14 protein-coding genes and 3 pseudogenes are annotated in these 16,610 nt (G+C 73.4%); 10 read left to right on the top strand and 7 right to left on the bottom strand.

From position 1 onward, the window contains the following. The first annotated feature begins 16 nt into the window (after nucleotides 1-16). From I2W78_RS02460 to I2W78_RS02445, 4 genes are all read left to right on the top strand, one after another. On the top strand, nucleotides 17-1,042 hold the full coding sequence (locus tag I2W78_RS02460; RefSeq protein WP_196456507.1) for a LacI family DNA-binding transcriptional regulator: 1,026 nt from the start codon (nucleotides 17-19) through the stop codon (nucleotides 1,040-1,042). Nucleotides 1,043-1,238: 196 nt separating this feature from the next. Next, entirely contained in the window at nucleotides 1,239-2,540 is a 1,302-nt protein-coding gene (locus tag I2W78_RS02455) for an alpha/beta fold hydrolase (protein ID WP_196456505.1), read from the top strand. 64 nt (nucleotides 2,541-2,604) lie between these two features. Beyond that, on the top strand, nucleotides 2,605-3,342 hold the full coding sequence (locus I2W78_RS02450) for a PIG-L deacetylase family protein (protein WP_196456503.1): 738 nt from the start codon (nucleotides 2,605-2,607) through the stop codon (nucleotides 3,340-3,342). Between the two features lie 97 nt (nucleotides 3,343-3,439). Beyond that, the gene (locus I2W78_RS02445; protein ID WP_196456501.1) at nucleotides 3,440-4,165 is read left to right on the top strand and encodes a DUF2470 domain-containing protein; all 726 of its coding nucleotides are present in this window, start codon (nucleotides 3,440-3,442) and stop codon (nucleotides 4,163-4,165) included. Here the strand turns inward: I2W78_RS02445 and I2W78_RS02440 are convergent. From I2W78_RS02440 to I2W78_RS02430, 3 genes are all read right to left on the bottom strand, one after another. Continuing rightward, on the bottom strand, nucleotides 4,133-5,338 hold the full coding sequence (locus I2W78_RS02440; protein WP_196456499.1) for a lactonase family protein: 1,206 nt from the start codon (nucleotides 5,336-5,338) through the stop codon (nucleotides 4,133-4,135). The two genes, I2W78_RS02445 and I2W78_RS02440, sit on opposite strands and share 33 nt — an antisense overlap. A gap of 131 nt (nucleotides 5,339-5,469) precedes the next feature. Continuing rightward, nucleotides 5,470-6,501, bottom strand: a complete 1,032-nt coding sequence (locus I2W78_RS02435; RefSeq protein ID WP_196456497.1) for a hypothetical protein — start codon at nucleotides 6,499-6,501, stop codon at nucleotides 5,470-5,472. 46 nt (nucleotides 6,502-6,547) lie between these two features. After that, the gene (locus tag I2W78_RS02430) at nucleotides 6,548-7,801 is read right to left on the bottom strand and encodes an FUSC family protein (protein ID WP_196456495.1); all 1,254 of its coding nucleotides are present in this window, start codon (nucleotides 7,799-7,801) and stop codon (nucleotides 6,548-6,550) included. Nucleotides 7,802-7,958: 157 nt separating this feature from the next. Here I2W78_RS02430 and I2W78_RS02425 point away from each other — a divergent pair, with 157 nt between their 5' ends. Beyond that, the gene (locus tag I2W78_RS02425; RefSeq protein ID WP_196456493.1) at nucleotides 7,959-9,338 is read left to right on the top strand and encodes an erythromycin esterase family protein; all 1,380 of its coding nucleotides are present in this window, start codon (nucleotides 7,959-7,961) and stop codon (nucleotides 9,336-9,338) included. A 79-nt stretch (nucleotides 9,339-9,417) separates the two neighbouring features. Here the strand turns inward: I2W78_RS02425 and I2W78_RS02420 are convergent, their stop codons facing one another. Further along, complete coding sequence (locus I2W78_RS02420; protein WP_196456491.1) at nucleotides 9,418-9,912, bottom strand: FBP domain-containing protein; 495 nt, start codon at nucleotides 9,910-9,912, stop codon at nucleotides 9,418-9,420. Nucleotides 9,913-10,139: 227 nt separating this feature from the next. On the opposite strand from I2W78_RS02420, the pseudogene I2W78_RS02415 reads away from it, so the two are divergent. The 3 genes and pseudogenes from I2W78_RS02415 to I2W78_RS02405 all read left to right on the top strand — a co-directional run. Continuing rightward, nucleotides 10,140-10,992 (top strand): annotated as a pseudogene (locus tag I2W78_RS02415) (hypothetical protein); the annotation flags it as partial. Between the two features lie 89 nt (nucleotides 10,993-11,081). Then, on the top strand, nucleotides 11,082-12,371 hold the full coding sequence (locus I2W78_RS02410; RefSeq protein WP_196456489.1) for an ROK family transcriptional regulator: 1,290 nt from the start codon (nucleotides 11,082-11,084) through the stop codon (nucleotides 12,369-12,371). An 84-nt stretch (nucleotides 12,372-12,455) separates the two neighbouring features. Beyond that, the gene (locus tag I2W78_RS02405; RefSeq protein ID WP_196456487.1) at nucleotides 12,456-12,719 is read left to right on the top strand and encodes a hypothetical protein; all 264 of its coding nucleotides are present in this window, start codon (nucleotides 12,456-12,458) and stop codon (nucleotides 12,717-12,719) included. 91 nt (nucleotides 12,720-12,810) lie between these two features. Here the strand turns inward: I2W78_RS02405 and I2W78_RS02400 are convergent. The 3 genes and pseudogenes from I2W78_RS02400 to I2W78_RS02390 all read right to left on the bottom strand — a co-directional run bounded on the left by I2W78_RS02400 (nucleotide 12,811) and on the right by I2W78_RS02390 (nucleotide 16,017). Next, nucleotides 12,811-13,839: pseudogene (locus I2W78_RS02400) on the bottom strand (SDR family oxidoreductase). A 326-nt stretch (nucleotides 13,840-14,165) separates the two neighbouring features. Continuing rightward, nucleotides 14,166-14,828: an HAD family hydrolase gene (locus tag I2W78_RS02395; RefSeq protein WP_196456485.1), complete on the bottom strand. Its 663-nt coding sequence runs from the start codon at nucleotides 14,826-14,828 to the stop codon at nucleotides 14,166-14,168. A gap of 154 nt (nucleotides 14,829-14,982) precedes the next feature. Further along, nucleotides 14,983-16,017 (bottom strand): PHP domain-containing protein, encoded by a 1,035-nt coding sequence (locus tag I2W78_RS02390; RefSeq protein WP_196464373.1) that lies wholly within the window; start codon nucleotides 16,015-16,017, stop codon nucleotides 14,983-14,985. Between the two features lie 57 nt (nucleotides 16,018-16,074). Between I2W78_RS02390 and I2W78_RS02385 the strand changes: the two are divergent. Both I2W78_RS02385 and I2W78_RS02380 read left to right on the top strand, forming a co-directional pair. Further along, nucleotides 16,075-16,248 (top strand): annotated as a pseudogene (locus I2W78_RS02385) (SDR family oxidoreductase); the annotation flags it as partial. A 79-nt stretch (nucleotides 16,249-16,327) separates the two neighbouring features. Continuing rightward, nucleotides 16,328-16,603: a hypothetical protein gene (locus I2W78_RS02380; RefSeq protein ID WP_196456483.1), complete on the top strand. Its 276-nt coding sequence runs from the start codon at nucleotides 16,328-16,330 to the stop codon at nucleotides 16,601-16,603. The last annotated feature ends 7 nt before the right edge of the window (nucleotides 16,604-16,610 follow it).

Raw genomic sequence — 16,610 nt, 5'->3', positions numbered from 1 at the left:
TGGAGGTCGCTGCCTGATGGCCCAGTCGGTGGGTATCAAGGACGTCGCCCGCGCCGCCGGCGTGTCCGTGGGCACGGTCTCGAACGTCATCAACCGGCCGGAGACGGTCGCCACCGAGACCCGGTCGCGCGTGCAGTCCGCCATCGACCGGCTCGGCTACGTCCGCAGCGAGTCCGCGCGCCAGTTGCGCGCGGGCCGCAGCCGGATCATGGGCCTGCTCGTCCTGGACATGGGCAACCCCTTCTTCGTCGACGTGGCCCGCGGCGCCGAGCGCGCCGCCCGCGAGGCCGGCCTGGGCGTGATGGTCTGCAACAGCGCCCAGGACGCCTCGGAGGAGGCCGACTACCTCTCGCTCTTCGCCGAGCAGCGGGTACGCGGCGTGCTGCTCACCCCGGCCGACGCGACCGGCCGCAACATCGAGACGTTCCGCCGCCATGGCATCCCCTTCGTCCTCGTCGACCGGGTCGCGGAGGGCGCCACCGAGTGCTCCGTCTCCGTCGACGACGTGGCGGGCGGCGCCCTCGCCGTACGCCATCTGGTCGACGCCGGGCACCGCTCCATCGCGTACGTCAGCGGCCCGCCCGGCCTCAACCAGGTGCGCGACCGCCGCACCGGCGCCCTGAACGCCCTCGCCGAGGCGGGCCTCGGTCCCGACGCGCTGCGCGAGTTGCCCACCGAGCGGCTCGACGTCGCCGCCGGCCGGGACGCCGGCGCCCGGCTGCTCGGCCTCGCCGACCGCCCGACCGCCGTCTTCTGCGCCAACGACCTGCTCGCGCTCGGCGTGCTGCAGGCGATGTACGCGGCCGGCGTCGGCGTCCCCGACGACCTCGCCATCGTCGGCTACGACGACATCGAGTTCGCCGCCGCGGCCGCCGTACCGCTCACGTCCGTGCGCCAGCCCGCCGTCACGATGGGCGCGCTGGCGGCCGAACTCCTGCTGGAGGAGACGGAGGCGGAGAGCGTTCCGTCCCGGCACGAACACCGCCGGGTCGTGCTCCAGCCGGAACTGGTGGTACGCCGCTCCAGCCTGTCCGGCCGCTGAACCGCCGGCCGGTCCCGGTCGCTGACCCGGCGTTCAGTACCGGACTGTCCGGTCGCTGACGCGGCGTTCAGCACCGCAGGGATCCAGCCACTGAACGGGCGTTCAGCAGCCGTTCATGATCCCCGGCGGTGGTGAGCGGCCCGCGATGTGCTGAACTGGGACGCGGTCCGCACCGTCGTCCGCCCCGGGAGCCCTGTTGAGCGTCAGCTACCGCCAGCCCGGCGTCGTCCTCACCGACCGCCACTTCACCGTGCCCCTCGACCACGACGACCCGGCGGGCGAGACCATCGAGCTCTACGCCCGTGAGGTCGTCGCGAGCGACAAGGCGGGCCAGGACCTGCCGTGGCTGCTCTACCTCCAGGGCGGCCCCGGCTTCGGGGCGAACCGTTTCGTCGGCAAGCAGGCCTGGCTCGGCCGGGCCCTGAAGGAGTACCGCGTCCTGCTGCTCGACCAGCGCGGCACCGGCCACTCCACCCCCGCCAACCGCCAGACGCTCCCGCTGCGCGGCGGCCCCGTCGAACAGGCCGCCTACCTCACGCACTTCCGCGCCGACGCGATCGTCCGCGACTGCGAGGCCGTCCGACGCGAGGTCACCGGCGGTGCCCCCTGGACCGTACTCGGCCAGAGCTTCGGCGGCTTCTGCGCCGTGCACTACCTGTCGACCGCCCCCGAAGGCCTCGCCGCCGCCGTCATCACGGGCGGCCTGCCCGCCCTCCACGCGCACGCCGACGACGTCTACCGCGCCGCCTACCCGCGCATCGAGCGCAAGGTCACGGCCCACTACGCCCGCTACCCGCAGGACGTCGAGCGGGCCCGCCGGATCGCCGACCACCTGCTCACCCACGACGTGGTCCTGCCGAACGGCTACCGGCTCACCGTCGAGGCCTTCCAGTCCCTCGGCATCGTCCTCGGCGGCGGCGAGGGCAGCCACCGGCTGCACTACCTCCTGGAGAACGCCTTCGTCCGCACCGCGCAGGGCACGGTCCTCTCCGACGCGTTCCAGGAGGAGGTGCAGGGCCTGCTGTCGTACGCCGGCCACCCGTTGTACGCGCTCGTCCACGAGGCGGTCTACGGTCAGGACGCCCGGCCCACCGCCTGGTCGGCCGAGCGGGTGCGCGGCGAGTTCCCGCAGTTCGACGCGGCCAAGTCGCTTGCGGGCGACGGGCCGGTGCTCTTCACCGGAGAGACGATCCACCCCTGGATGTTCGACTGCGACCCGGCGCTGCGCCCGCTGCGCGAGACCGCCGAACTCCTCGCCGCCCACACCGGTTGGCGGCCCCTGTACGACACCGCGCGCCTCGCCGCCAACGAGGTGCCGGTCGCGGCGGCGATCTACCACGAGGACATGTACGTCGACACGGCCCACTCCCTGGAAACCGCCCGTGCCGTCCGGGGTCTGCGGACGTGGGTGACGGACGAGTTCGAACACGACGGGGTTCGGGCGGGCGGCCCGCGCGTCCTGGACCGCCTGCTGGCCCTGGCACGGGACGAGGTGTGAGCCTTCGGCCGCCGGGCAGGGCTGTGCCCTGAGGGGCGCGGGGCTGTATCGCTACTCTGCGCACATGGCAGAGACCACCCAGCTGAAGCCCATGCCCGACGACTGGCAGCGTGCCCTCGCCGTCGTCGCCCACCCGGACGACCTGGAGTACGGCTGCTCGGCGGCGATCGCCGCCTGGACCGACGCAGGCCGTGAGGTGGCGTACGTCCTGGCCACGCGCGGCGAGGCGGGCATCGACACGTTGGAGCCCGCGCGGTGCGGCCCGTTGCGGGAGCGGGAGCAGCGGGCGAGCGCGGCGGTCGTCGGGGTGTCGGTGGTGGAGTTCCTCGACCACCGGGACGGTGTCATCGAGTACGGCACCGCCCTGCGCCGGGACGTCGCCGCCGCCATCCGCCGGCACCGACCGGAGCTGGTGATCACCCTCAACCACCGGGACACCTGGGACGGCGTTGCCTGGAACACCCCCGACCACGTGGCCGTCGGCCGTGCCACCCTCGACGCGGCGGGCGACGCCGGCAACCGGTGGATCTTCCCGGAGCTGGCCGAACAGGGCCTGGAGCCCTGGAACGGCGTCCGCTGGGTCGCGGTCGCCGGCTCCAGCACTCCGACGCACGCCGTGGACGCCACGCCCGGCATGGAGCGCGCGGTGCGCTCGCTGCTCGAACACCGCACATACATCGAGGGGTTGACGCAGGAGGACCCGGAGGCGTACGTGCGGGGCTTCCTGGCCGAGTACGCCGAGAGCATGGGGGAGCGGTTCGGGGGTCGGCCCGCCGTGGCGTTCGAGCTGTTCAACCGTTAGGAATCGGTGCGCCGGTGACATTGCGGGCACCCGTGGTTGGCGTGCGCCTGGATCTTCGGTAGGTTAGGTGAGCCTTACCTAATGAGGAGGAACTGGGATGGGTGACAGCCAAGCCTGGACGGCCGCGCCCGCCGCGGCGGAACGGGCCCGATCGGTGCTCGCCACCTCGTGGTCGTGCGCGGTGACCGCGGAGGGTGTGCGCGAGGAACTCGTCGGCGCGCACACCGTGGAGGAGGACGGCCGGATCCTCCTGCACGTGCCGGAGGACAGCGCCCTGCTCGCGGCCACCATCTGCGCACCCCGCGGCGAGCCGTCCGCCGTCCTGGAGTTCGCCGACGTCGCACCCGTCCCGATGCGCAACCGCATCCGGGCCCGGCTCTGGCTGGCCGGCTGGTTCACCATCGAGGAAGGACACCTCGCCTTCCAGGCCACCCGCGTGGTGCTGCGCCGGGCGTCCGGCGCCGTGGTGATCGACCTCGACGAGTTCGCCGCCGCCTCGCCCGACCCCCTGGCCACCGCCGAGGCCCGGCTGCTGACCCACCTGGCCGAGGCCCACCCCGACGCCGTCGAACGACTCACCCGGCTCGTCGAACCGGGCAGCCTGTACGGCGTGGTCCGCGTCCAGCCGCTCGCCGTCGACCGGCACGGACTGACGCTGCGCATCGAACGCCGCCGCGCCCACGGCGACGTACGGCTGCCCTTCCACACGCCCGCCGACGGAGTCGCGCAGCTCACCGAGCGCATGCACGTGCTGCTCGCGCAGGCGAGCGCCGCCTCCTGCCCCCGCGCGCTACAGCGGCAGCGCACAGACGGCGACGGGTGAGGCGAACGGCTCACCGGCGAGCCGCAGTTCGCCCCTCGCGCCGTCCACGTGGAAGACGCTGACGCTGCCGGACCGCTGGTTCGCCGCGAACAGCAGCCGCCCGTCCGGGGAGAAGGCGATCTGCCGGGGAAAGTCACCCGCGACCGGCACCGTGTCGAGCAGCCGCAGCCGGGCGCCGTCGGCCTCCACCGCGTAACGGGCCAGGCTGTTGTGGCCCCGGTTGGCGAGATAGGCGTGACGGCCGTCGGCGGTCACCAGGATCTGCGCCGGGTAGGACGTGCCCGCGCCGGTCCCGGTGGACTGGGGTTCGCCGATCGTCAGGCGTCCGGTCGGCGGGTCGTAGGCGCAGACGGCGACCGTGTTGTCCACCTCGTTGGCCAGATAGGCGTGCCGGCCGCCGGGGTGGAACGTGAGGTGACGCGGCCCCGCCCCCGGCCGGGTGTGCGCCCGCGCGACCTCGCGGAGCGTGCCCCTCTGCTGGTCGAGGCGGTAGGTGTAGACGGTGTCCGTGCCGAGGTCGACGGCGAGGACGTGGCGTCCGTCCGGGCTCGTGACGAACTGGTGGGCGTGCGGTCCCTCCTGGCCGGGCCCCGGCGCCGGAGTGGAGTGCGTGACCACGTCGGTACGCTCGCCGAGCGCGCCCGAGGCCTCGATCGGGTGCACGGCGACGCTGCCGGAGGTGTAGTTGGCGCTGAGCAGCCAGCGTCCGTTCGGGTGCACGGACAGATGGCAGGGGGCCGCGCCTCCCGTACCGCGGCTGCCGAGGACCTTGCGGTCGGCCAGCCGTACGGCGGTCACGGCACCGTCCTCGCGCTCGTTCACGGCGTACAGCGTGCGGCCGTCCGGGTGCACCGCCAGATACGACGGGTCCGCCACGCCGGTGATGGTGCCGGTCCCGGTGATACGGCCCGTCGCCGGATCGTAGGTCGCCAGGCCGATGCCCCGGCCGCCGCCCTCGACGGAGGTGTAGGTGCCGAGGTAGAGCGGGCGAGGGCCGGACGGCTTGCCCGCGGCGGTCGGTTCGCCCGAGGTGGTCGGTGAGGTGCGCTCGGCGGGAGCCTCGGGAGCCTGCTGGGTCCCGCAGGCGGCCGATGCCGACAGTGCCGTCCCCGTGACGGCTGTGACGAAGCGCCGCCTGCTCCAGCCGCCGCGCGCCCGCGCATCCTCGCTCATCCCGCACCTCAGCTCGTCGTCGGCCCCGGAACGCGTCAGTGGTCCCGGGCGTGACAGCCACCTTGGCGCGGATCACCCGCCAAGTGCAAGAACGGCAACGGGCGTTGCGTATGCTGCAACGCAGTTACGATCTACCAGTCGCCGTCCGTGACCGGCTTGCCCGGCGCGTCCCCCAGCGGCTTCACCTGCTGCGGTGCTGGATCCTGCCAGGGCTCGTGGTCGTCTCCGAGCCAGTCGCCGACGGGCTTGACCCCCGAGAGCGTGTCCGGGGCGGCGAGATCCTCCGCGTCCTGGTCGTAGTAGTCGTACCAGGGCAGTCCCGCGCGCGTGTACGCCGCGCGGTCCACCGGCGAGGGCGGGGGAGCCTCGCCCGTGATCCGACGCCACTCGGGCGGTGTCACCAGGTGGACGAAGACCCGTCCGGCGGGCCGCGCCGCCCAGTCCGCGGGCGGCCGGTCGTCCCGGTAGACCTCCTGACGCATCGAGCCGCCGACGCCGAGCCCCATCGCCGCGGCGGCCCGGGGCGGACCTCCGGGCGCCGCCGGAGACGCCATCGGGGCCGGCGCCGCCCCGTAGCCTCCCGGCGCGAGGGGCATCGCCCGCGCCCGCTCGGCCCTGCGCCGCTCCTGCTCGCGCCAGGCGGCCAGCGCCGCGTCGTTCAGCGGGAACGACCGCAGTTGTACGCCGCCCCACACCTCCTCGCCCGTGACCTGCCCTTCCACGGTCGCCCCGAGACCCAGCGGCACCGCCACGAACTGGCGGACCGTGCCCTTGCCGGAGTTGATGCCGTCCAGCCAGGGCTGGCGCGGGAGCACCACGTAGTTCTGCGGATCACGGGCGAGCCGGTCGCTCCACGGCCGGCCCGAGACCGCGCACACCTTGCCCATACCGACCTGAAGGGCCGCGGGCTCGGTGGTGCCCGCGAAGCTCAGCCACATCGCCTCGCGCAGATACACCGGCAGCATCACGCCACCGCGCGCCCGCCACTGCTCGGGCACCGTGTCCGCGTGGTCCGCGACCCGCCGCAGGGGGTACTCGCCGAGGCCGGGTGGCAGGGGATGCGTGCCCGTCTCCGGCAGCCGCAGCGTGCGGATGAAACGCACCGCCACACCGCCCGGCAGACGCAGCGTGTTCCCGTCGACTCGCACGGTGCTGTCGCTCATCCGCACGCCCCCTCGCATCCAGCGCCGGATCCGTCCCGGTGCTCCCTCACCAAGAACGCCCGCCGGCGCCGGTACGGTTCCGCCACAGCTGCTCCTGAACGCCCAGCCGCTCCCGGAACCGGGTCAGCCGCGGCATGCGCTCACGCTGCTCGCGCGTGTGGCGGTCCAGCTCCTCCAGCAGCCGGCGCGACCGGTGCTCGGTGTCGAGCTCGTCGAGGATGCGGTTGACCTCGGTGAGTACGGCTCCGTACAACTGCCACTCGCGCGCGTCCCGCTGGACCTCCTCCAGCAGGAGTTGAGCCAGCTTGTCGCGGGTGGCCGCGGCCGCGTGCAGCTCGGCGGCGAGGCGGTCCTCCGCCGACTCGGCGCTCGCGCTGACGCTGGTGGTGACCAGCACCGCGAAGCTGACCACCGCGTCGCCGATCTGGGACAGCAGCTGCTCCACGACGGACCCGATCTCGCCCTTGAACAGCGGCTCCGGGTCACGCTCCTTCGCCAGGTCCGTGAGGGTGCGGGCGATGACCCGCAGCACCACCGTGCAGATCTCCAGCGTGTCGAGCCCCGTGCGCAGCACCACCCGGTGCAGCAGCCCCTCCCGCACCCGCGGATTGAACCGCAGACTGTCCTCGGCCTGCCGCAGCGCCGCGTCCACCTGCACGATGTCGTGATCGAGCCGACGTGCCTCGTGCAGCCGCTCGGCCGCGTATTCGACGGGGGTGCGGCCACCTGCCTCCTCACCGACCCGCAACATCAACTGCCGCATCCGGCGGGCCAGCCCCTCGATCGACTCGCCGGCCTCGCCCACCCACACCGGCGGCGCCAGCAGCAGGTTGCAGGAGAGCCCGACGATCGCGCCGATCAGCGTCTCCACGATCCGCGCCCAGGCGGTGTCCCCGACGGTGGTGACGCCGAGCACCAGCATCGCGCTGATCGCCACCTCGGGTACGTACTCGTGGACCCGTACGAGGTGCCCGACGGCGAGCGCGGCCAGGATCACCAGGGCGAGGCTCCACCAGGTCAGACCGACCAGCAGGCTGAAGGCGATGGCGATGAGAACGCCGGTCACCACGGAGTTCACGCGGCGGATGCCGTTGGTGAGGGTGGCGTAGAGGGTGACCTGGACGACCAGCAGCGCGGTCAGCGGCGCGGTGAGCGGCGCGGCCTCGGGGCTCAGGCGCAGCGCGATGACGTACGCGACGGTCGCCGCGACCGTCGACCGCAGCGTCTGGACGACCACGGGGTCGCGACGCAACTTCCTCAGGCGCTCGCGGTACGCCGACCAGTCTCGTTCAACTCGCATCCCTTGGCCTGTTCCCCGTCACCTGCGGCACCGAACGTATCGCCAGTATCGACCGGATCGTGGGGAACACCTCAGTCGGCACCCCCTGGTTTTCCGCACCCCGAGTCGGAGGTCTGCCGGATGGTGTGCGGCCGGGGCCGGACGCGAGCCTTGGATCATGAATCGGATGCGGACCGGAATCGTCGCCACCCTGCTTCTCGGCCTCTCGACGGGGGCCCTGACCACCCTCCCACAGACCGCCGCCGCCACCACCGCCCAGGCCGCCGCGATCGGCCCGCCCGCGGCCGTCCGTACGACGGACGGCGCGGTCGTCGGGGCGCTCGACCGCGCCGCCCACCCGCTGCGCGCCGTCGAGCCCGGCGGCGACACCAGCGATCTGCGCGCCCTCGACCGGATGATCGGCGACGCACGGGTCGTCGGCCTCGGCGAGGCCACCCACAGTTCCCACGACTTCTTCGCCCTCAAGCACCGCGTCTTCCGCCACCTCGTCGAGGAGAAGGGCTTCCGCACCTTCGCCCTGGAGGCCCCCTGGAGCACCGGCCTGCGCCTGAACGAGTACGTGCTGCACGGCAAGGGCGACCCCCGGCGCATCATGCGCGACGAGTTCCAGCGCGACTACCTGTGGTGGCACAACACGGACTATCTGCGCCTCGTCGAGTGGATGCGCGCGTACAACCAGCACCACCCCGACGACCCGGTCCGCTTCATGGGCGACGACGTCGCCTGGACCGGCCCCGAGCTGTACGACGCGGTCACCGGGTACGTGGCAGCCGGTCACCCGGAGCTGAGCGGCCGCTTCACCGAGCTGTACCGGGACCTGCGTCCCACGGTGGGGACGGAGGTGTACATGGAGCAGTACCTAAAGCTGCCGTACGCCGAGCGCAAGGAGATGGCCGAGCGGACGGGGCGTGCCCTCGATCTGCTGCGGCAGCAGACGCCCGGCGCGGACCGTGCGGCGTACGACTGGGCGGTGCGGCACGCGACCGCCATCGACCAGACCGCGCGGCTGTACGCGTTCGACTTCGACGACCCCGCCCAGCTCGCCGAGTGCATGCGCCACCGCGACGAGGCGATGGCCGCCAACGTCGCCTGGTGGCAGCGGCAGACCGGCACCAAGGTGCTGCTGTCGGCGCACGACGCCCACATCGGCTACGAGCCGGCCGACCCCGTCCACTACCCGAAGATGCAGGGCGCGTTCCTGCGGGACACCTTCGGCCCGGGGTATGTGAGCGTGGGCGTGACCTTCGACCGCGGCTCGTTCAACGCCACCGGTCCCGACGGCACCATCCAGCGGTGGCGGCTCGGACCGGCGGGCCCCGGCACCAACGAACGGACGCTGGACCGGGTGCGGTACCGCGACTACGTGGTCGACCTGCGGTCCGTCGGCGCACCGGCCCACGACTGGCTGCGGCGGGCGCGGCCGACCCGCACCGTGGGCACGGCCTACCCGGACGGCCCGTACGACATCGCGCTCGGCCGGAACCACGACGTGTTGATACACCTGCACCGCGTGGAGGCGGCCCGGCTGCTCGGCTGACGCGGCCTCAGACCGACAGCTTGTCAGCGCCTCAGGCGGACAGCTTGTCAGTGCCTCAGGCGGACAGTTTGTCAGTGCCTCAGGCGGACAGCTTGTCGAGGAAGGCGAAGAGATTGCCCGTCGTCCGGGAGATCTGTTCCTCCAGCGTCAGGCTCTCCTCGAAACGCGCCCCGGATTCCGAGATCTTCTTGCCGCGGACGTAGAGGGAGCAGGCGAGGTCGGCGCACATGTAGACGCCGACGGAGTTGCCCTCGCGGCCCGCAGCGCCCGCCTTGCGCGCCGTCATCAGGGCGACACCGCCCCGGGGATGGCCGGTCAGGCAGAGCGAGCACAGGCTGCTGTGCAGATAGCCGCGCTGCGGGGGTGGGAAGCGCAGGGTGACCCCCATGGGCCGCCCTTCCCGTTCGGCCACGAGATAGCTGCGGTCGGGCGCCCCGGGATCCCGCCAGCCCAGGAAGTCCAGATCGTCCCAGGGGCGCTCGGCGAGGTCGCGCGGCACGGCCAGTCGTTTGGCCTCTCCCTTGGAGCAGTTGATGAAGGAGCTGCGGATGTCCTGCTCGGTGAGCGGTTTCATGGGAGAGCCTCCTGGGGCGTCGCCGGGCGTGGTCGTCGAGGGCCTCGCAAAACCTAGGGGCCCTAGGTTTCGGCCCAGGTTAGGAACCCTCGGCGCGCCCGGGCCACTGGTTTTGGCTCACCCTCGCACACGCCGGCCCGACGGTTCAGTCCGTGGGCTGCCCGTCGACCGGCGTAGGTGGCCACACGCCGCGCCCCAGCGGGCGGAGAGCCGGCGCAAGTGGCCCCGGCGTCGGCGACCGCAACTGGGCCGACCCCTACCAGCACGTCCCCACCCGCATCGACGCCCGCCTCGCCGGCCTCGGCGCCACCCGCCTCGTCGACCGCGCCGCGGCCGACGCCTCCGGTGACCTGTCCGGCGCGGTCCGCGCCTTCACCGCCCGGCTGCGCGGCGCCCTCCTGGAGCGGTACGGCGACCGGGAAGCCGCCACCGAGGCGGAGCCGACGACGGCGTACGAGGTGCGCGCCCTCACCGGCGGTCCACTGGACGCCCTGACCGAGCGGCACGGACTGGTGCCGATGACCGTCACCGAGGCCCGCGATCTCACCGCCCCCGGCCACCCGCGGCGCAAGCGGTTCCTGCGGGTCACGCTCCCGACGGCTGCGCCTACCGCACGGCCGACCACCTCACCGTGCTGCCCGTCAACGCCCCGGACCTGGTGGAGCGCGCCGCCACCCGTGTTCGGCGTCGACCCGGACGCCGTCCTGGACATCCGGGCGACCCGCCCCCGCCGTGACGGCCTCGCGATCGACCGGCCGTTGACGGTACGTCAGCTGCTCACCATCACGCGGCCCCGAGGACGGCGTGACCTTCGTGCAGCACTGCATCGCCGCCGACGCCGACGAGGTGTGGGAGCTGCTGAACGCCGGAGCGCGGGTGTACGTCTGCGGTGACGGGGCCAGAATGGCGCCGGGTGTGCGAGAGGCGTTCCGTACCCTGTACCGGGAGCGCACCCCGGGTGTCGACGCGGGGGCCGCCGCCGACTGGCTCGACGGGCTGGTCGCGGACGGGCGTTACGTCGAGGACGTGTACGCCGCCGGCTGGCCGCCCGCATCGGACACTTGGGTCCGCCCTGCTTAGCTCATGGTCTGAATTAAGGGTTGGAGTAATATCCACCCGGTAGCCCGGCAGGGTGTGTCGCCGGTCGGGCAGGGTTCGGAAGGAGCCACATGGCGGGGCGGAACGGGCGCACGGTGCGTGACCTCAGGCGGGCCAACCGGACGGCCGTGCTGCAACGGCTGTACTTCGACGGCCCGCTCAGCCGCTTCGAGCTGGGCCCGGCGACCGGCCTGAGCTCGGGCTCGGTCAGCAACGTCGTCGCCGACCTGGTCGCCGACGGACTGGTGGAGGAGGCCGGCAGCGTCGACTCCGACGGCGGTCGCCCGCGCACGCTGCTGCGGGTGGCGCCCGGCAGCGGCCACATGATCGGCGTCGACGTCGGCGAGACAAGGGTGCGCATCGAGCTGTTCGACCTCACCCTCACCGAACTCGCCCGCACCGAACGGCCGTTGGAGCAGCAGCGGTACGACGTCGAGGTGATCGTCGGCCACATCCGCGACGGCGTCGCCGAGGTGCTCGCCGCCGCGGACGTGGCCCCCGAGCAGCTGCTCGGCGTGGGAATCGGCGTCCCCGGCATCGTCGAACGCACTCCCGACCGGGGCGCCGTCGTGCACGGCCAGACGATCGGCTGGGACGCGGTCCCGCTGGAGGAACTGCTCCGCTCCACCTCCCGACTCCCCGGGACGGCCGCGTACTTCATAGACAACGGCGCCAAGACGCTGGGCCAGGCGGAGATGTGGTTCGGCGGTGGCCGCGGCGCCCGCAACGCGGTGGTCGTCCTGTTCGGCTCCGGCGTCGGCGCCTGTCTCGTCACCCCCGAGGTCGAGCACGGGCGGGCCGTCGAGTGGGGGCATCTGACGGTACGGGTCAGGGGGCGCCGCTGCCGGTGCGGTGCGCTCGGCTGCCTGGAGGCCTACGCGGGCGCCGAGTCGCTCCTTGAGCGCTGGCGCGAGGAGGGCGGACGCCCGCCCGAGGACACCGACGAGGAGACCGCGCTCACCGCGATGCTGGCCGCCGCCTACCCGCCCGAGGGAGGTGCGGCCGACCCGGCGGCGCTGGCCGTGCTGGAGGAGACCGCCGAGTACCTGGGCGCGGGCCTGTCCGACCTGATCAACCTCTTCCAGCCGGAGCGGATCCTCATCGGCGGCTGGGCGGGCCTGCAACTCGGCGCCGGGTTCCTGCCCGACGTACGCCGGCACGCGGCGGCGTACGCCCTGCGGTATCCGGCCGAGAAGGTCACCATTGAGCTGGGCCGGCTCGGCCCCGACGCGGTCACCGTCGGCGCGGCGATCCTGCCGCTGGCCGACTTCTTCGCCCGGGGCGGCCGCCGCCCCGAGCCCACGCCTCAGGGACCCCTGCCGGCCTGGCGCGCGGCCCTTCGGGAGCGGGCGCCGCACTGACCGGGCGACGGCCACGACGCGCGGTTTCGCCGCCGTTCCCGGAGGTACTCGCGTGGGTCTCGGACGCGAGGAAGGGAGTACGTCGTGACCGACCATCGCCATGAGGAGCCGGGCCGCAGTCCCGACCCCGTACCGCGTGACCTGCCCGACCAGCAGGCCGTGGCGGACGAGGAGGACCCCTGGGAGGTCACCTCGGCCGAGGAGGCCGAGGGCGCCAAGAGCACGGGAAAGGGCCGGGCCGCCGCCGACGTCCCCGACGCGGACGAGGCGGGCGCGGGCCGACAGGGCGCCCCGCGATCGGCCACGGTCCACCCCGAGCACCCGGCACCGGACGAGTCACCCGACTGACCCGCGCCGTTCAAGGCGGCGGGTCGCCCGTCTGATCCGCGCCGTTCAAGGCGGCGGGTCGCCCGATTGACCCCGCGCCGCTCAAGGCGGCTCAGCCCACCTTCCGCCCCCGCATCGGTTCCGTCCGGGCGCCCGCGCCCTGCTGGAGCCCGTGCAGGAACTCCTCGATCACCTCGGGCGCCGTGCGGGTCGGGCGCCAGCCCAGTTCCGTGTGCGCGCGCGTGCAGTCCATCAGCGGCAGCCGCAGCACGGCGTCGAAGAGGTGCGGGGAGGCCGGCAGCAGATGCAGCCCCCACGCGGCGGCGATCGCCGAGCGGGCCGCGGTCTGCGGCAGCCGTACCGGACGGCTGCCGAGCAGCTCGCCCAGCAGCGCCGCGTCGACAGGCGGCTCGGCCGCGAGGTTGAACGCGCCCCGCACGTCCGAGCCCACCGCCAGCCGGTACGCCCTGGCCGCGTCGTCGGTGTGCAGCGCCTGCACCCGCAGCCCCGGGATGTCCGGCAGGAACGGCAGCAACTCGGGACGCGCCAGCTGCCCCGGCAGGAACCGGCCGCCGAAGATCCGCCGCTGCTCGCTCGCCGACTCCCGCTTGAACAGGAAAGCGGGCCGCATCCGCACCACCCGGATCCCGGGGTGGTCGCGCTCGAAGGTGTCGAGGGTGCGTTCCAGATAGGCCTTCTCCCGGCAGTACGCGGCGTCGGGCCAGCCGTGCGTCGGCCAGGACTCGTCGACGGCGTGATCCTTGGGCCCCGGCGAGTACGCGCCCACCGAGGAGGCGTGCACCAGGGTGGGCACCCCCGCGGAGGCGACCGCGTCGAACACCCGGATGCCGCCCAGCACGTTGGTGCGCCAGGTGGCCGCCGGGTCGTGCGTCGGCTGGAACGCCCAGGCCAGATGGACGACGGCGTCGGCGCCGAGGAACTCCTTGACGAGATCGGCCTGTTCGGACGCCACGTCGACCGCCGCCTAGTCCGTCTTCGGCGGCGACCACTCGGGCAGCCGGCGCGCCAGGCCCCGTACCGACCCGATCTGCGGATCCTCGGACAGAAGGCGCACCACGCTGGTGCCCACGTTGCCGGTGGCGCCCGTGACCACGATCCGGCTGCCCGCTTCGCTGCTCACGTTCGGCTCCTCTCGGGCGTACTGCTGCGGTGGAGGGCACCGAGTACCCGGTCGCGGCCGGACGCACGCGTCTGAGCACGCGTACGACCACGCGCACGCATGAGAAAGCCCCGACCGGACGGGGGATTCCGGTCGGGGCGGTACGAGGGTGGGCGCGGATGGCGGTCGCCTCTCGGCGAAAGGCTCCACAGGGCTTCAGCCGAACGATCGTCCCTGTGGGCAAAAGGTGAGGCCCGGGGACACTGTCCCATCCGCACCCACGGGTTGTTCAACGGGCAACCGTCCTTGGGTGTTCCGCCGCACGCCCCGGAACGCCGTGATCTGTGTCACCCCGCCGCCGGGCTCAGCTCCGGCAGGGACGCCAGCAGATGAGCGGGGTCGGCGTAGATGGCGTCCGCCCCGGCCTCCTCCAGGTCCGCCCGCGGAATCCCGCCGCACAGCACGCCCACGCACCGCACCCCGGCCCGGCTGCCCGCCCGCATGTCCCACACGGTGTCGCCGACGAACACCGCCCGCTCGGCGGGCACCCCGGCCAGTTCCAGCGCGTGCTCGACGGGCTCGGGCGCGGGCTTGCCCCGCTCCACGTCGTCGGCGCTCGCCGTCGCGGTGATCGCCTCGTCCGCGTCGATCGCGCGGCGCAGCGCGGTCAGCTCGGCGCCGCCCGCCGAGGTCGCGAGCACCACGCTCCAGCCGTCCCGGTGCAGTCGGCGCAGTAGCCGGCCGGCGTCGGGCAGCGCGGGCAACCGGTCGAAGTACTGCCCGTAGAGGACCTTGTGGGCGGTGCTCAGCTCGTCGTCCTGCTCCCTGTCCCGGTCGTCGCCGAGCAGGTGCGCGATCAGGTCCGACGAACCCAGGCCCACCGCGCGGTGGATGGCGTGCATCGGGATCCGGTGGCCCGCCTGCCGGAAGGCCTCCCACCAGGTCGCGACATGCAGATGGTTGGTGTCGACGAGCGTTCCGTCGACGTCGAACACGGCGGCACGATCCATGGCAGTCCTTCCGCACCCTTTCTCAGCAGCCCTCATCAGCCCTCATCAGCCCTCAACGGCGCTCATCAGCCCTCAACGGCGCTCATCAGCCCTCATAGGCCCTCATCAGCCGCACGAGTACCACGCGAGCCGCCCGCCAAGCGGCGCTGCGGCCTCACCCCACCCCGGCCGGTACCCGCCCCTCCCGCGTCCAGGCCAGCAGGTCCTCGGCCGACCAGGTGGTCACCACCCGCTCCGGCGGTATCCCGCACTCCTCCGCCCGCGCGCAGCCGTTGATCTGCCAGTCCAGCTGGCCCGGCGCGTGCGCGTCGGTGTCGATCGAGAAGAGCACGCCGGCCGCCAGTGCCCGGCGCAGCAGCCGGCGGGGCGGGTCGAGGCGTTCCGGGCGGCTGTTGATCTCCACCGCAGTGGCGGACTCGGCGCACGCGGCGAACACCTCGTCGGCGTCGAACTCCGACTCCGGCCGCCCCCGCCCGGTCACCAGCCGCCCGGTGCAGTGCCCGAGGATGTCGGCGTGCGGGTCGCGGACGGCCCGCACCATGCGGCGGGTCATGGAGCGGGCGTCCATGCGCAGCTTGGAGTGCACGGACACCACCACGACGTCCAGCCGTGCGAGCAGCTCCGGGTCCTGGTCCAGCGAGCCGTCCTCCAGGATGTCGCACTCGATGCCGGTGAGCAGCCGGAACGGTGCCCATGTCTCGTTGAGGGCGGCCACCACGTCCAGCTGCTCGCGCAGCCGCTCGGCCGACAGCCCGCGCGCCACCGTCAGCCTGGGGGAGTGGTCGGTGAGCGCCGTCCACTCATGGCCGAGCGCCGCCGCGGCCCGGCCCATTTCGTCGATCGGGCTGCCGCCGTCCGACCAGTCGGAGTGCACATGGCAGTCCCCGCGCAGCCGTGCCAGCAACCGCTCCCCGCCCCGCACAGGACGCTCCTGCCCGGCCTCGCCCTCCAGCTGCGCCAGATAGGCCGGCACCTGCCCGGCCAGCGCCTCCCGCACCACCTGCGCGGTCTTCGGGCCGATGCCCTTGAGGGACTCCAGCGACCCCGAGGCCGCCCGCGCGCGCAGCTCGTCCTCGGGCAGATCGGCGACCACGCGGGCGGCGGTGCGGAAGGCGCGGACGCGGTACGTCGGCGCCAGCGACCGCTCCAGCAGGAAGGCGATCCGGCCCAGTGCCTCGACGGGATCCATCGCCACCTCCTCCGGGTCACCCTCCAGGGTTCCCCAGCCCCACGGGGGCCGCACGGCGGAATCCTCCTGGGGCGGCCGGGCGACGCACGCGAGGTCGCCGTGATCGCCTTCCTCGCCGGCCCGGACGCCTCGTACGTCACCGGCGCCTCCTGGACCGTCGACGGCGGCATGCTCCGCATGGGCCCGCAGGCGGGCTCCCACCTCACCGCGGACGACTGGCGGCGCCCCTGAGCCCGCCCGGGCCCCAGGGCGCCGCGATCGGCTGCCGCACAAGGGTCGTAATGTCCGGATCCGCTCTACGCTCTAAGACATGACCGAAATCGCGAGCCCCTACATCTCCCATCCGCGGATCATGGTGCTCGGCGTCCAGCCCGGCAGCCCACCGTTCCGCATCATGGAGATCGACGGTGAAGTGGTCGGTGCGGCTCGGGCCCTCACCGACGTCCTGGAGACTGCCGCCGCCTTCGGCATCACGGTCCACGACCTGGACGACCCGGACGTCGTGCGCTGGGTCGGCGGCGACAAGTTCACCTGGACCCCGCGTCGGCCCCCGCGACGCCGGGGCGATCGCACCGACCAGGCCTAGGACGTGT

Origin of the sequence: Streptomyces spinoverrucosus (genome assembly GCF_015712165.1) — a bacterium.
In the GTDB taxonomy this organism is placed as follows: Bacteria; Actinomycetota; Actinomycetes; order Streptomycetales; family Streptomycetaceae; genus Streptomyces; species Streptomyces spinoverrucosus_A.
Note: the sequence above shows the minus strand (reverse complement) of the source record. Positions and strands in the feature narration are given on the sequence as shown.